The organism is Bacillus sp. FSL L8-0199 (genome assembly GCF_038005705.1).
In the GTDB taxonomy this organism is placed as follows: domain Bacteria; phylum Bacillota; class Bacilli; order Bacillales; family Bacillaceae_G; genus Bacillus_A; species Bacillus_A cereus.
The window spans coordinates 323,217-338,489 of the sequence record NZ_JBBOTS010000001.1 but is presented as its reverse complement, the minus strand read 5'-3'; the positions used below and the strand labels follow the sequence as shown (position 1 = coordinate 338,489).

The following is a 15,273-nucleotide window of genomic DNA, read 5'->3' as shown; positions in this document are numbered from 1 at the left end:
ATCCTTTTCTTTACATTGTTTTCTCTTTTTATTGCAAAATGTATGCCAACTTTCTTTTCTAGCATTTATCCTATATTCTTTGTATCCAGGCATAAAAAATAAGTCTATAAAGACTCATTAAGAGTCTTTATAGACTTATTTTCCTTACACATTAGACTTTTCTTTCTCCCAGAAAAACTCACCCGATTGAGAAATAAACTCTTCAACAGAATCTAACACTAAATCAGCAAGTGGTTCTAATGTTGGACGGTCTCCCGTACCAGATAGCACCCCAATTGCATAGCAATCGCCATTTTTGGCTAAATGTAAATCAGTTGGCGTATCTCCAACAACCGCAACCTCACATGATGCTAAATTAAATTTCTCACAAAACACTTCTATAATCTTTTTATCTGGTTTTTGCGCAGGGAATGTATCCGAGGCTATAATATAATCAAAAAAGTTCTCCAACTTATATTGTTTTAAAAATAATTCTGTTGGTGCAAAATCATCCGCCGTGACAACCCCTAATATAAATCCTTTATCTTTTAATGCCTGTAACACTTTCGGTAAATCTGCTGTCATTTTCATATGCGAACGATGCTCATACATAAGGGAAAATAACTTCTCACTTACCCAATGATGCATCTCTTCTTCTCTAGCAGACTCAATATAATTACAAAGCCCCTTCGCTACATCAAGGCTTGTTCCAGCAGCTATTGCACTCCTCGGATTAACAAATGCTCCCTCTACACCGATCTCTTCTAATAAGGTCTGCCCTATTGTACTTGGTAAATGATATAAACTTATACATTCAGCTACAAGTTCTTCAGCTACTTTTATCCATATTGAATGAAAATCCATTAATGTCCCATCTTTATCAAATAATATCGCCTTTACCTTCTCCATAGCACCCTACCTCTCATTTCTTATCTCTTCCAGTGTATCAATAAAGTATGGATGTAAAATAAAAGAATTGTAAAAATACCATAAAAATCAAACTAACTCCCAATTTACAATTCATTTTAACAAAGTAAAAAGGATGCCTTTACAGGGCATCCTCTTGATGTTCAGGAACAAATAGTTCTAAACAATGATATATATTTTCGAATTCCATCGGTGCATCTCCACCATACTCACCATCTAAATTAATCATTAGTTTATCTGGTGAATGTACTTTAATTCGGTTCGCTTGTGTATATAACACTTTTGGATTATTAATATGTTCACCACGTTGTGCTTGTGTTGCTGCTTTAATTAAATCAGCGATAGAACCTTTTTTCAGTACTAATAGGTCAAATAACCCATCGTTAATAGATGCATACGGTGCTACCTTTTCAAATCCACCTACTGAACGAGTATTCGTAATTAAAAACATCGTAATTTCTTCTTGTAGTAACTTTCCATCATACTCAATTTCAACATATGTCGGATGCAATGATGGTAACATCTCGATACCTTTTAGGTAATAAGCAAGTTGTCCTAATACTGTCTTTAACTTACTCGGTACTTCGTATGTTAATTCTGTAATACGACCGCCACCAGCGATGTTAATAAAATATGTATCGTTCGCTCTACCAAGGTCTAATGGCACTGTTTTTCCTTCGCAAATAATATCTGCTGCCTCTTCAATAGAACGAGGTACACCAATTGCACGTGCAAAGTCATTTGTCGTTCCAACTGGAATAATTCCAAATTTCGGACGGAATTCATGCCCAACTAAACCGTTTACTACTTCATTTAATGTACCGTCGCCACCAGCCGCAATAACAACATCAAACTTACGATCCGCAGCTTGTCTCGCCGCCACAGTAGCGTCTCCAGGACCCGTTGTCGCATGACAAGATGTCTCATAGCCAGCTTGTTCTAATTTTTGTAATACTTCTGGTAAGCTCTTCTTAAATAGCTCACGCCCAGAAGTAGGATTATAAATAATTCTTGCTCGCTTCATCATTTATTAGCACAGGAAATTTCTTTATATATCGAAAAAGAACATACTGAACTTCTATTCAGTATTCCCATGCCTACCTCCTCTCATCTTGCTATCCTTCTTTTATCCCGCTCAAACAGGCAGTAAGAACCCGATTCGTGTAGTCCATCAAAAGTAAATATTCATTTCAATGGTTTTTTATTTGACTCCAAAATTTATCCCGCTATTTGCGGGCAGTAAATGCCCGATTGGTGAGGGCTAATAATCAATGGTGGATGAACCTCCTACTGATTAAAGTTTCACTTTATTTCTATCCATTCTTCCATAAAAATTTACATATAACGAATAATAACTATCTATTATTTCATGAGATGAAAAAAACCTCTATGTTTAGATTTATCATTATTCCCACCTTTTTGCAACTATCATACCATAGTTGCTATACAAACATTTTTCCACTTTTGACAGTTAATCAAACGTTTGTTTAAACGATTTTGTCTCATTTAAACAAACGTTTGATTAACCTAGAAAAACACCCATGTACGGGTGTTTTTCTGCTTAATCTTTAAAAGTCACTACTATTATCGCTTATTAATCTCTTCAAGTAAGATTTTGTTAACAAGCGGTGGATTTGCTTGTCCTTTTGTAGCTTTCATAATTTGACCAACTAAGAAGCCAATTGCACGGTCTTTACCGTTTTTAAAGTCTTCGATAGATTGCTCATTATTATCAAGAATTTCTGTTACAACTTTACGAAGTGTACCCTCGTCAGAAATTTGAACAAGACCTTTCGCTTTAACGATTTCTTCTGGGTCTCCACCTTTTTCAATTAATTCATTAAATACTTTCTTCGCGATTTTAGAAGAAATTGTACCTTTTTCAATTAATTGAACCATTTTAGATAAACCAGCAGGCGTTAATGCAACGTCTTTTAATTCTTTTTGTTGTTTGTTTAAGTATGCAAGTACTTCACCCATTAACCAGTTCGATGTTAATTTCGCATCAGCACCGTCTGCAACAGTTGCTTCAAAGAAATCAGACATTTCTTTCGTTAATGTTAACACGTGTGCATCATAAGCTGGTAAGCCTAGTTCTGCAACGTAGCGAGCTTTACGTGCATCTGGAAGTTCTGGAATAGAAGCTCGAACTGCTTCTTTCCACTCATCATCGATGTAAAGTTCAACTAAGTCTGGCTCCGGGAAGTAACGGTAATCGTCAGATCCTTCTTTCACACGCATTAAGATTGTTTTCTTCGTTGCTTCATCATAACGACGTGTTTCTTGTTGGATGATGCCACCAGATAACAGTTCTTTTTCTTGGCGCACTTGCTCATGCTCAAGACCTTTTTGTACGTAAGTGAATGAGTTTAAGTTTTTCAGTTCCGCTTTTGTACCGAACTTCTCTTGTCCAACTGGACGAAGAGAAATGTTCGCATCACAACGTAAGGAACCTTCTTCCATCTTACAATCAGATACACCAGTGTATTGAATGATTGATTTTAACTTCTCTAAGTATGCATATGCTTCTTCTGGCGTACGCATATCTGGCTCAGATACGATCTCGATTAAAGGCATACCTTGACGGTTGTAGTCTACTAATGAACCATCAGCTGTATGCGTTGATTTACCAGCATCTTCTTCTAAATGAAGACGTGTAATACCGATACGTTTCTTTTTACCGTCTACTTCGATTTCAATCCAACCATTTTCACCAATTGGCTTATCAAATTGAGAGATTTGGTAAGCTTTCGGGTTATCTGGATAGAAATAGTTTTTACGGTCAAACTTCGTTTCCGTTGCGATTTCACAGTTTAATGCCATTGCAGCTTTCATTGCAAAGTTAACTGCTTCTTTATTTAAAGTAGGAAGTACCCCTGGGTATCCTAAGTCAATTACACTTGTTTGTGTATTTGGCTCCGCTCCGAATTCTGTTGGACTCGCAGAGAAAATTTTCGAATTTGTTTTTAACTCAACGTGAACCTCTAAACCAATAATTGTTTCTAAATTCATCTATGCTCGCCTCCTTACAGACTTGCTTTTTTTGTATGATAGTCTGTTGCTTGCTCAAACGCATGTGCAACGCGGTAAATTGTCGCTTCATCGAAGTGTTTACCAATGATTTGTAGACCAAGTGGCATGTTGTTAGCACCGAATCCACATGGAACAGAAATCGCTGGAACACCCGCTAAGTTTACTGGGATTGTTAAAATGTCATTTGCATACATTGTCATTGGATCATCAACTTTTTCGCCCACTTTAAATGCCGGAGTTGGCGTTGTTGGTCCAATAATAACATCATAGTTAGCAAATACATTTTCAAAGTCGTTTTTAATTAATGTACGTACTTGTTGTGCTTTCTTGTAATATGCATCATAGTAACCAGAGCTAAGTGCAAAAGTACCAAGCATAATACGACGTTTAACTTCATCACCGAAACCTTCACTACGTGTGTTTTTGTAAAGATCTAATAAGTTATTTACATTATCAGAACGAACACCGTAACGCACGCCATCAAAGCGTGAAAGGTTCGCAGATGCTTCAGAAGAAGATAGTAAGTAATACGTTGCTAGAGCGTATTTAGAGTGTGGAAGAGATACTTCCTCCCAAGTTGCGCCCATACCTTCTAATACTTTTAAAGCAGCTAGTACTGACTCACGAGCTTCTTCGCCAACACCTTCGCCTAAGTATTCTTTCGGTACAGCAATGCGTAAACCTTTAACATCGCCTGTTAAACCAGCTAAATAGTTTCCAACTTCAACGTTTGCAGAAGTTGCATCCATGCGGTCAATACCTGAAATAGCTTGTAATAAGTATGCATTGTCTTCGACTGTACGTGTAATCGGTCCGATTTGGTCAAGTGAAGATGCGAATGCTACTAATCCGTAACGAGATACGCGTCCGTAAGTTGGTTTTAAACCTACAACACCGCAATATGCAGCTGGCTGACGGATAGAACCACCCGTATCAGAACCTAGAGAGAATAGTACTTCTCCTGCTGCTACAGCTGCTGCAGAACCACCACTAGATCCGCCCGGAACGTAATCTAAGTTCCATGGGTTTTTCGTAGCGTAGAATCCTGAGTTTTCATTTGAAGAACCCATTGCAAACTCGTCCATGTTTAATTTACCGATTGTAATCGTGTCAGCAGCTTTTAGCTTTTGCACAACTGTCGCATCATAAATTGGATCGAAGTTTGCTAGCATTTTGCTCGCACAAGTTGTACGAAGGCCGTTAGTTACAATGTTATCTTTTACACCAATTGGCATACCGAATAATAAACCATTATCTTCAGCGCCGATTTTTGCATCTAATTCTTTCGCTTTTGCGCGTGCATTTTCTTCATCTAATGTAAGAAAAGCTTTTACGTTATCTTCAACATCCGCAATACGTTTGTAAGATTCTTCTACTAAATCCGTAACGGAAATTTCTTTGTTGTTTAACTTCTTATGTAACTCTGATACTGAATGATCAAATAATGACATCGAAATTCCCCTCCTCTATTCTAATACTGCTGGAACACGGATTTGATTATCTTTGTGATCCGGTGCATTTTTTAATACTTCTTCAACTGGTAAACCTTTTTCTGGTACATCTTCACGCATAACATTTTTCATAGTTAATACATGAGTTGTTGGTTTTACATCTGTTGTATCTAATTCATTTAACTGTTCTGCAAATGTAACAATTGCATCTAGTTGTTTTTGAAATTTTTCTGCTTCTTGATCAGTAATTGCAAGACGTGCTAAATGTGCTACGTGCTTTACATTCTCAACGGAAATTCTTGACACGGCTAGGCCACCTCCATAATATATCGTTCAATCTACAATACTATTGATGATACCAAATTTTCAGTACTTCAAGCAAGTCAACACAGAGTACTTACGCCATTTTTACATAAAAAAAGAAAGGCAAATGCCTTTCTTTACAATTTACTCTTTATCTAACGTTTTATTTTTCGGAAATCTCTCGTTATCTTCTTCATTATCACGAATTGTTTTTTGTAATACAAAACAAGACATCGTTAAAAATAATGTTCCAATTAAATAGTATCCTTTTACACTAAGCGTTTCATCTAACGTATAAATCCCAATTAGCATACCTGAAAGCGCACAAACAAATGAAGTCCATGCTAAAAACGTGAACGCTTGCGTATTACGTCTTCTCATCGTTCTCCCCCTCGTTAGCTGTATACCCATTATAGATAAGTATATTTACCATGATGGATTTTTATGTAAATTCTAGTTTTATATTTATAAATCTACCATAAAAGAATACTATTTTAAAGAAAGTTTTCTGCCTAATCTGAAAAAACAATTAAAATCATTGACAATTATTTCTATTCTACATAAAATAAATATTACGAACCTCGAAATATACGGGAGTGGAATTAATTGTTGCAATATGAACATTTTTTAGACTTACTGCTAGATAACGCCAAGAAACTTTTCTATCCTGAAGAATGGGTAAGCCTAGATTTAACACTTTCTAAAACAGAAGTATTTTGTTTACTTTGGATGGAACGAAATACAGATATTACAATGACGAAAATTGCTGATCTTCTTGATATACCGATGAGTACAACAACGGGCGTTGTAAATCGCCTTGTAAAAAAGGGATATATTGAACGCTACCGTGATGAAAATGACCGACGTATTGTATTAATTCGGTTAACAGAAAACGGCGTAATGCTCGTTCAAGAAGTAAAACAAAATGCGGCCCATTACTTTAGCTTAGTAACAGAAGCATTATCAGAAGAAGAAAAAGCATTCTTACTACAAATCTTCCAAAAAATCATGAATCACATCGCTACGTCACAGCGAAAAACAGAAGAAAAGATTTCTACACCTAAAATGAAAAACATTCCGATTGAATAAAACCCTATCTGGGTTTTTATTCAATCATTTACTTCGACACTCGTAATATTCGACATTCGAAACAAAGGGGATATGAATGATGAGAATTATCTTGTATACAGGTAAAGGCGGCGTAGGAAAAACTAGCATTTCAGCAGCAACAGCAATTCAAAGTGCGAAACAAGGATTAAAAACATTAGTAATGAGCACAGATCCTGCTCATAGTTTAGGAGATTCATTTGGTATAAGGCTATCTTCTGAACCACTAGAAATTCGTGAAAATTTGTGGGCACAAGAAATTAATACGATTTATGAAATGGAAAAAGGCTGGGGAAAATTACAGAAATATATTACACTACTCTTCACTTCCAAAGCAGCTGATGATATTACAACAGAAGAGTTAACGATGTTTCCTGGTATGGAAGATTTAATTAGCCTACTTCGCGTACTCGATTATTATAAACAAAACACATATGATGTTATTATCATTGATTGTGCTCCAACAGGAGAAACATTAGCAATGCTAAGCTTTCCAGACATGCTCGGCTGGTGGATGGAAAAATTATTTCCTATTAAAAGAAAAGTTTTAAAAGTCGTTCGTCCTGTAGCTCAACCACTCCTTGGTGTCCCTCTTCCAACCGACGATATTATGGACGAATTAACAAGTACACTTGAACAGCTCGGAGAAATGAGAGATATTTTATCAAATCGAGAAGTAACAAGTATCCGCATCGTTGTAAATCCTGAAAAAATGGTCATTAAAGAAGCCCAGCGCAGCTTTACTTATTTGAATTTATACGATTATAACGTAGATGCCATTATGATTAACCGCGTCATCCCTAACACTGTCACCGATCCTTATTTTCAGGCATGGAAAGATACACAGAAGAAATATAAAACATTAATTAAAGATAGTTTTCAACCCCTTCCTATTTACGAAGCTCCAATGTTTGAACAAGAAGTTGTTGGTTTGTCTATGTTAGAACGTGTAGGAGATTCTTTATTTAAAACTGATCATTCCCCTACAGAAGTGAAATTTAACGGGCGCACTCAATATGTAAAAAAGGATGGCGATGAGTATATTTTCGTTCTGTCCATTCCCTTCTCAAACAAAAGTGAACTTTCCTTAAATCAAAAAGGTGATGAACTTATTATTCGAGCTGGTTCTGTTAAACGGAACATCACGTTACCAAAAACATTAACACACCTTTCTATTCAAGGAGCAAAATTTGAAGAAGATGTACTAAATATTCGGTTTGGAGGTGTAGTACATGCATGAGGAATTACTACGAAGGGTAATTCGTACAAAAGTAAAAGTCGGGATGCATATATTAGAAGAGCTACCTAATCCCATCCAGCATTCAGCTAAGCAAATATTAAATATTTTACAAGAGGAACTAGCTGCTTATCCGAAAGAACAAGAGCATCATGAAGTTAATTTAAAAAATATCATAATTGAATAACTATCTCTGTATAGAGGGCCTTTTTTAGGCTTTCTATACTTTATTGGAGTGATGTAAATTGATGAAAAAACATCCCACTACTATATTCTGGATCATTCCCTTATTATTTTTCATTCATAACCTTGAAGAAGCTTTCCAAATGCCACAATACCTTGCTAATCAATTTTCAATCCGTCTTATAACTAGCCAACAATTTTTCATTGCCATTTCCGTATTAACAATCTTTGTATTACTTATCGTCTTTCTATATCAACTTAACTTCTTGTCTTCTATATGCTGGATTATTTTTATACAAGGGGCCATCTTCTTCAACTCTGTTCAACATATTATTTTGTTTTTCATTTATCGCTCCTATAACCCCGGCGTAATATCAGCATTTTTCATTACTCTCTTTTCTATTTTCTTTTTTTTATCAAAAAAACACTTAATTCATCCAAAGCAATTCGTAATTACACTCCTTTTCAGCTTATTTTCTTATCCCATTATAATTTGGATTACCTTACTGTTCGCTAGCTACTTTCATTCATAAAAAAAGACCAGGAAAACTCCTGGTCTATCACTCTACTTAACAAACATTGGATTCTATGTTATACAAAATTGGAAAGTACAGAATTAGGGTTTGTTTGTTAAGTTTATATGTTGAACGAACTAACAGCGGAGGGGTTCCTTCTGTTAGTCCATTAAACCCAATGATTATTTTACGATTTTTTCAAGCTCATCAAGTGAAAGATCTACTGAAATGGAACCATCATTTGTTTCTTTCTTAATTGCGTCTGTTACTTCTTTTGAATGATATAGTTCAATTACTTTTTTCAATGTTGGATCATCTTTATCTTTCGTACGAGCTGCAAAAATATTAATATATGGCTTCGCATTTGCATTCTTTGGATCTTCTAAGAAAATAGGATCCTTAGCTGGATCTAATCCAGCTTGACCAGCAACACCGTTATTAATAACTGATGCCGCTACATCTTTTAACACACGAGGTGTTTGCTGTGCGATAACCGGTGTAATTTTTAATTTCTTCGGATTTTCAGCAATACCACTTGGATCTCCAAATAGACCAAAGTCTTTTTTAAGCTTTAATAATCCAGCTGCATCAAGAAGTTTTAATGCCCGTGCTTGGTTCGTTGGATCGTTTGGAATTGCAATTTCTGAACCATCTGGGATTTCATTTGCTTTCTTATATTTTTCAGAGTATAAACCCATTGGCGCAATTTGCGTTGTACCAACAGCTGTAATATCTAACTTATGCTCTTTTTTAAATTGCTCTAAGAAAGCAATATGCTGGAATGAGTTTAATTCAATATCTCCATCAGCTAACGCTTTATTTGGCGTTGTGTAATCAGAGAACTCCACCAGTTTAATCTTAATCCCTTCTTTTTCAGCTTTTTTCTTCAAAATTTCCCAAGCGTCTCCATCCGTTCCAGTTACACCGACGCGAACTACTTTTTCTTTCGCTCCTGCACCCGTGTCTCCACTTGAGCAGCCGCTTAATGCTGAGACTCCTACAATCGCTGATAATGCAAATGCTAAAATTTTCTTCATTTTCTTTTCCTCTCTTCCTTTTTATGATCTGCGTAACAAGACTTTCGCAAAGTAGTTTCCTAAATTTTGAGCTATCTGTACGAGAATGATAAGTAACACGACCGTTACGAACATAACTGATGTATCAAAACGTTGATAACCATATGTCATTGCCAAGTCACCAAGACCGCCACCACCGACAAGCCCAGCAACTGCAGAGAATTCAATTAAACCAACTGTCATAAATGTGACACCTAAGATTAATGGTGCTAACGCTTCTGGTACAAGGATTTCAAAAACAATTCTAATTGGCGAGGCGCCCATTGCTTGCGCTGCTTCAATTACTCCTTTCGGAACGGAAACAAGGTTTGTTTCAACCATTCTAGCAATACCAATTGATGCGACTAACGTCATCGGGAAAATTGCCGCTGCTGTTCCAATCGTCGTTCCGATAACACTTCTTGTTAGTGGACTTAAGGCTACTAAAAAGATAATGAATGGTACTGGACGAATTGTATTAATTATGATGTTAAGAATAGAAAAGACCCATTTATTTTCTAAAAAGTTTCCTTTTCTCGTTACATATAAAAGTAAACCTAGAGGTATACCCAGAATTGTAGCAAATATAAGGGTTACAATTACCATTAAGAGGGTATCCCCCGTCGCATCTAGTATACGCGGCCAAAATATACTCCAATCAACTCGCATGAGCTTCTACCTCCTTCAGCTGCACTTGCAGTCTTAGATGTTGTAATGCTTTTTGAATTTCCCTCTGCTCACCTTGCAACTCTACAAGAAGATTTCCAAATAGCACATTTTGAAGTTCAATAATATTTCCGTACAGTACATTTACATCGACGTTATAGTTTTTTGCGATATATGATAGTACCGGCTGTCCTGTCTCCTCACCAGTAAATGTTAGACGATAAATTTGACCACCATTTTGAATTTTCGCTAGAACACTTTTCGGTAAATGATCATTAATGACAGAACGTACAAAGTTTTGAGTCGTCTTTGTTTTTGGTTGTGTGAAAACATCAAACAGTTTTCCTTCTTCAATAACTTTTCCCTTCTCCATTACAGCTACACGGTGACAAATTTCTTTCACAACATGCATTTCATGTGTAATAAGAAGAATTGTTAAATTGTATTCTCGATTTACTTTCTTTAATAAGTTTAGAATTTCTGTCGTTGTTTCTGGATCTAAGGCTGATGTTGCCTCATCACATATAAGAATATCTGGCGATGTCGCAAGTGCTCTAGCAATGCCCACACGCTGCTTTTGTCCACCTGATAGCTGCTCTGGGTAATAGTTTGCTTTATCTTCTAACCCTACAAACTTCAGCAGTTCATTTACTCTTTTTTTTATCTCATTCTTTGGTACTTTCGCTAACTTTAATGGATAAGCAATATTTCCAAATACTGTTCTTGAATTAAATAAATTAAAACTTTGAAAAATCATTCCAATTCTTTGTCTCAGTTTACGTAATTCTTTCGTCGATAATGATGTAATATCTTTATCATCTATTGAAATCGTTCCTGCCGTCGGTCTCTCTAACATATTTACTAAGCGTAATAACGTACTCTTTCCAGCGCCACTAAAACCGATAATGCCAAAAATTTCGCCTTTCTCAACTGATAATGTTACATCCTCCACCGCATGAACAGATTGGCCAGCTGCTTCATACACTTTACTTACATTGTTAAAAGAAATCATTTTTTTCCCTCCTATATGCTGTAAAAACTTGAAGCAGAGCTTTCGAGGTAAAATAAAAAGTGCCCTCCTTCTTATCAACCATAAAGATAAGAAGGAGAGCACTTATATGTACTCGTTCACATCTTCTCATCTTCCAAGCCTTTATATGGCTTGCTGGAGTTAGCACGGTATTAAAAAACCCGTTGCTGAGGTATCGTAGGGCCAGTCCCTCCACCTCTCTGGATAAGAATGTATCGATTTAATTGTCGTTTAATTAATTCTCATTATAGAACTCAGAATAATAAGAGTCAATACATTTTTTAGAAAAATATTAATTATTCCTTTATTAAAATTTTCAGATGAATATTCATCTGAAAAATAGTAACTTTCAAGGTTATTTAAAATTCTTCTTCCTCATATTTTTAAACAGGAGAATCCTCTCTACGAATTGAATAAATTTATTTGAATATGAAACTCGGAGGAAGATAAATATATGAAAACAGCTCTTTTACTCGTCGATATTCAAAACGATTATTTTCCAAATGGAAAGATGGAATTGCGTAATCCAGTAGAAGCAAGCGAATATGCTAATCAGTTATTACAACACTTTAGAACAAACAGCGAACCTATTTTTCATATCCAACACGTAGCTATAAAAGATGACGCTACTTTTTTCCTACCTAATACAGAAGGTGTACATATTCATGAAAGCGTACGTCCACTTAGAGAAGAAACAGTTATAGTCAAACATTATCCAAATAGCTTCCGAGAAACTAATCTTCTAGAGCAATTAAAACGTTTAAATATTGAACATGTCGTTGTATGCGGGATGATGACTCATATGTGTATCGATGCAACAGTAAGGGCTGCATTCGATTTTGGCTTTCAATGTACCGTTATACATGACGCTTGTGCTACAAAAGACCTTTCTTTTAAGAACGCTACTATACCAGCTGTTTATATTCACAATACAATTTTAGCTAGTTTAAATGGCGTATATGCAAATGTAATAAGCACGCAAGAATTTTTAGCTACATAAAAAAACACTCCTTTCAGTGAGCAAAACTGAAAGGAGTGTTCCTTGTCGAACCATAGATTTTCTTTCAAATTGTATTATACAGGAAATTCTCAAAATGAATACTAAAAAATATGACTAATAAGTCAACTTTTCTCATCATTTTATTTCTGTTCACATGTTTATCACGCTATTAATAGGTTTTAGCTCATTCTCTTCGAACGACGGTAATATATGGGGGTTCAATTTTAAAAGGAGCTCTTCACATTCTGTGAAGAGCTCCTCTACTATTTCTTATAAAGTTTCAGAAGTAGTTTTTGCTTGCATGTGAAGTGCTAAGTAATCAGGTCCACCAGCTTTAGAGTCTGTACCAGACATGTTAAAGCCACCGAATGGTTGGTAACCTACGATTGCACCAGTACATCCACGGTTGAAGTATAAGTTACCAACGTGGAAGTCTTCGCGTGCTTTTTCAATATGGTCACGGTTGTTAGTAATAACAGCACCTGTTAAACCGTATTCCGTATTGTTTGCAATTGCAAGTGCATGATCAAAGTCTTTCGCTTTACAGAATGCTACTACTGGTCCGAAGATTTCTTCTTTCATTAAGCGAGCATCTTCTGCAACGTCAGCAACGATTGTTGGTTGGATGAACCAGCCTTTAGAATCGTCTCCTTCGCCACCTGCTAAGATTCTACCTTCTTCTTTACCAATTGCAACATAGCTCATTACTTTATCAAATGCAGCTTGGTCATTAACAGGACCCATGTTTGTACCTAATACTGCTGGGTTAGCAACTTTTAATTCTTTTGTTAATTCAACAGCACGATTTAATACGTGATCGTATACATCTTCATGGATTACTGCACGAGAACATGCAGAACATTTTTGTCCTGAGAATCCGAATGCTGATGCAACGATAGACTTAGCTGCTAATTCAAGATCTGCTTCTTTATCAACAACGATTGTATCTTTACCGCCCATTTCAGCGATAACACGTTTTAACCAAATTTGTCCTGGGTTTACTTTCGCTGCACGCTCGTAGATACGGATACCTACATCACGAGATCCCGTGAAGCTTACGAAACGTGTACGAGGATGATCTACTAAGTAGTCACCAACTTCAGAACCGTTACCTGGAACGAAGTTTACTACGCCAGCTGGTAAGCCAGCTTCTTCTAATACTTCCATAAATTTCGCTGCTACTACAGGAGTTGTACTAGCTGGTTTTAGTAATACTGTGTTACCAGAAACTAAAGCAGCTGTTGTCATACCTGCCATAATTGCGAATGGGAAGTTCCAAGGAGAAATGATAACACCTACTCCTAATGGAATGTAAGAGAAACGATTATATTCAATTGGACGGCTTTCTACTGGAATACCGTCTTTTAATTTTAACATTTGACGACCATAATATTCCATAAAGTCGATTGCTTCTGCTGTATCAGCATCTGCCTCATTCCATGGCTTACCTGCTTCTTTTACAAGAATAGCAGAGAATTCATGTTTTCTGCGACGAACGATTGCTGCAGCACGGAATAAAATATCTGCACGCATTTCTGGCTTTGATTTTCTCCAAGTTTGGAATGTTTCATCCGCTACTTGCATTGCTTTTTCAGCTAACTCACGGCTTGCTTTTGAAACACGACCAACAAGTTCCTCTTTATTTGCAGGGTTTACAGAAACAATTTTGTCTTCTGTAGTGATTTTTTCTCCCCCAATAATTAATGGATAGTCTTGTCCAAGATAAGATTCTACTTTCTTTAAACCTTCTTCAAACGCTAATTTGTTAGCCTCCACTGAAAAATCTGTAAATGGCTCATGTTTGTATGCTACTACCATTTTTTTAGCCTCCCCTTAGAAAAACGTTTACATTTTACAACATTATTCTACACGATAATTTAGATTTATTCAAATATTCCTAGACTTATATTTTAAAAATTAATAAATTTTTAAAATATAATAAAAAAAAGAGATTCATACATGCGTATGAATCTACAAAATATGAGTATATTCCAAAACATTTTTCCCAATCAATAATATAGTAACTAATAAAAATAAAGTTCTTACATATCCAACACCTTTTTGAACCGCAAACTTCGATCCAAAATAAGCACCTAAGATCATTGATAATCCCATGATAATACCGTATTCAAAATGAATTATGTCTAAAAATAAAAAAGTAATTAAAGATACAATATTACTAACAAAGTTCAAAAGTTTTCCAGATGCTGCCGCTTGAATAAAATCCAAGCCAATTAATAAAAATGCAAAAATTAAAAACGACCCTGTCCCTGGTCCAAAAAAACCATCATAAAATCCTATCATTAAAATAGCAAAGAAAAATATTAATGTTTTTCTTTGCGTCATCTTCTTATAGGTAGACACACTTCCCCAATTCTTTTTTGCAATAATATAAATAGCAATAAATACCAACATTACAAGTACTAATGGGCGTAAAATATCCGATGGAATAAATTTTACTACTAAAGCACCTGCAACAGCTCCAACAATAGTTAACGGGATTAACTTTCCTACAATTTTAAAATCAACTTTTCCTGATCGAATGAAATACATCGCACTCGTAAACGTCCCCATTGTTGCCGCTAATTTATTCGTTGCAATTGCCGAAGCTGGCGATAAGCCAACAAACATAAGTGCAGGAAGCGAAATTAACCCTCCTCCTCCAACAACGGAATCAATAAAAGCTGCTAAAAAACCGAATGCAATTAATAAAATAATGACTTGAAAACTTAATTCTTCCATGAGCTTTACCCCTTACCCCTATTTTTTACAACATTTTAAATTATA

Annotated in this window: 15 protein-coding genes, 1 pseudogene and 1 riboswitch; of the genes and pseudogenes, 5 read left to right on the top strand and 11 right to left on the bottom strand. The window is 35.8% G+C overall.

The genetic code is table 11. The annotated features are described in order from the left end of the window. Positions 1-144 precede the first annotated feature (144 nt). The 6 genes from NST86_RS01835 to NST86_RS01810 all read right to left on the bottom strand — a co-directional run bounded on the left by NST86_RS01835 (position 145) and on the right by NST86_RS01810 (position 6,074). Positions 145-888 carry an HAD family hydrolase gene (locus tag NST86_RS01835; protein WP_000416659.1) on the bottom strand — a complete coding sequence of 248 codons (744 nt, stop codon included), beginning with the start codon at positions 886-888 and terminating at the stop codon, positions 145-147. A gap of 139 nt (positions 889-1,027) precedes the next feature. Beyond that, complete coding sequence (locus tag NST86_RS01830) at positions 1,028-1,933, bottom strand: diacylglycerol kinase (RefSeq protein WP_000977679.1); 906 nt, start codon at positions 1,931-1,933, stop codon at positions 1,028-1,030. A gap of 557 nt (positions 1,934-2,490) precedes the next feature. Then, positions 2,491-3,918, bottom strand: coding sequence for an Asp-tRNA(Asn)/Glu-tRNA(Gln) amidotransferase subunit GatB (gene gatB, locus NST86_RS01825; protein ID WP_001047685.1), 1,428 nt, complete (start codon positions 3,916-3,918; stop codon positions 2,491-2,493). Positions 3,919-3,932: 14 nt separating this feature from the next. Then, complete coding sequence (gene gatA / locus NST86_RS01820) at positions 3,933-5,390, bottom strand: Asp-tRNA(Asn)/Glu-tRNA(Gln) amidotransferase subunit GatA (RefSeq protein ID WP_000051441.1); 1,458 nt, start codon at positions 5,388-5,390, stop codon at positions 3,933-3,935. Positions 5,391-5,405: 15 nt separating this feature from the next. Further along, the gene (gene gatC, locus NST86_RS01815) at positions 5,406-5,696 is read right to left on the bottom strand and encodes an Asp-tRNA(Asn)/Glu-tRNA(Gln) amidotransferase subunit GatC (RefSeq protein WP_000086999.1); all 291 of its coding nucleotides are present in this window, start codon (positions 5,694-5,696) and stop codon (positions 5,406-5,408) included. A gap of 141 nt (positions 5,697-5,837) precedes the next feature. Further along, positions 5,838-6,074, bottom strand: a complete 237-nt coding sequence (locus NST86_RS01810; RefSeq protein ID WP_001254395.1) for a YiaA/YiaB family inner membrane protein — start codon at positions 6,072-6,074, stop codon at positions 5,838-5,840. Positions 6,075-6,299: 225 nt separating this feature from the next. Between NST86_RS01810 and NST86_RS01805 the strand changes: the two genes are divergently transcribed. The 4 genes from NST86_RS01805 (at position 6,300) to NST86_RS01790 (ending at position 8,753) form a co-directional block, all read left to right on the top strand. Then, positions 6,300-6,782, top strand: coding sequence for a MarR family winged helix-turn-helix transcriptional regulator (locus NST86_RS01805; protein WP_000942484.1), 483 nt, complete (start codon positions 6,300-6,302; stop codon positions 6,780-6,782). 76 nt (positions 6,783-6,858) lie between these two features. Beyond that, positions 6,859-8,040 (top strand): ArsA family ATPase, encoded by a 1,182-nt coding sequence (locus NST86_RS01800; protein ID WP_016117076.1) that lies wholly within the window; start codon positions 6,859-6,861, stop codon positions 8,038-8,040. Next, a complete protein-coding gene (locus NST86_RS01795) occupies positions 8,033-8,224 on the top strand; it encodes a DUF3926 domain-containing protein (RefSeq protein ID WP_000544104.1) in 192 nt (63 codons plus the stop codon). The genes NST86_RS01800 and NST86_RS01795 overlap by 8 nt, the downstream gene beginning before the upstream one ends. A 61-nt stretch (positions 8,225-8,285) precedes the next feature. Further along, positions 8,286-8,753, top strand: coding sequence for an HXXEE domain-containing protein (locus NST86_RS01790; protein ID WP_016117075.1), 468 nt, complete (start codon positions 8,286-8,288; stop codon positions 8,751-8,753). A gap of 164 nt (positions 8,754-8,917) precedes the next feature. On the opposite strand, the gene NST86_RS01785 is transcribed toward NST86_RS01790, so the two are convergent. Genes NST86_RS01785 through NST86_RS01775 form a run of 3 tightly spaced genes read right to left on the bottom strand, consistent with a single transcriptional unit; the run spans position 8,918 to position 11,468 of the window. Further along, on the bottom strand, positions 8,918-9,772 hold the full coding sequence (locus tag NST86_RS01785; protein ID WP_000721593.1) for a MetQ/NlpA family ABC transporter substrate-binding protein: 855 nt from the start codon (positions 9,770-9,772) through the stop codon (positions 8,918-8,920). Positions 9,773-9,793: 21 nt separating this feature from the next. Next, complete coding sequence (locus tag NST86_RS01780; protein ID WP_001261865.1) at positions 9,794-10,459, bottom strand: methionine ABC transporter permease; 666 nt, start codon at positions 10,457-10,459, stop codon at positions 9,794-9,796. Next, positions 10,449-11,468: a methionine ABC transporter ATP-binding protein gene (locus NST86_RS01775; RefSeq protein ID WP_227593372.1), complete on the bottom strand. Its 1,020-nt coding sequence runs from the start codon at positions 11,466-11,468 to the stop codon at positions 10,449-10,451. The genes NST86_RS01780 and NST86_RS01775 overlap by 11 nt, the downstream gene beginning before the upstream one ends. A gap of 123 nt (positions 11,469-11,591) precedes the next feature. Next, a riboswitch (SAM riboswitch) is annotated at positions 11,592-11,697 on the bottom strand. A gap of 243 nt (positions 11,698-11,940) precedes the next feature. On the opposite strand from NST86_RS01775, the pseudogene NST86_RS01770 reads away from it, so the two are divergent. After that, positions 11,941-12,506: pseudogene (locus tag NST86_RS01770) on the top strand (cysteine hydrolase family protein). 250 nt (positions 12,507-12,756) lie between these two features. On the opposite strand, the gene pruA reads toward NST86_RS01770, so the two are convergent. Beyond that, a complete protein-coding gene (pruA, locus tag NST86_RS01765; protein ID WP_000259552.1) occupies positions 12,757-14,304 on the bottom strand; it encodes an L-glutamate gamma-semialdehyde dehydrogenase in 1,548 nt (515 codons plus the stop codon). Between the two features lie 153 nt (positions 14,305-14,457). Next, on the bottom strand, positions 14,458-15,228 hold the full coding sequence (locus NST86_RS01760) for a TSUP family transporter (protein ID WP_000391975.1): 771 nt from the start codon (positions 15,226-15,228) through the stop codon (positions 14,458-14,460). Between the last annotated feature and the right edge of the window lie 45 nt (positions 15,229-15,273).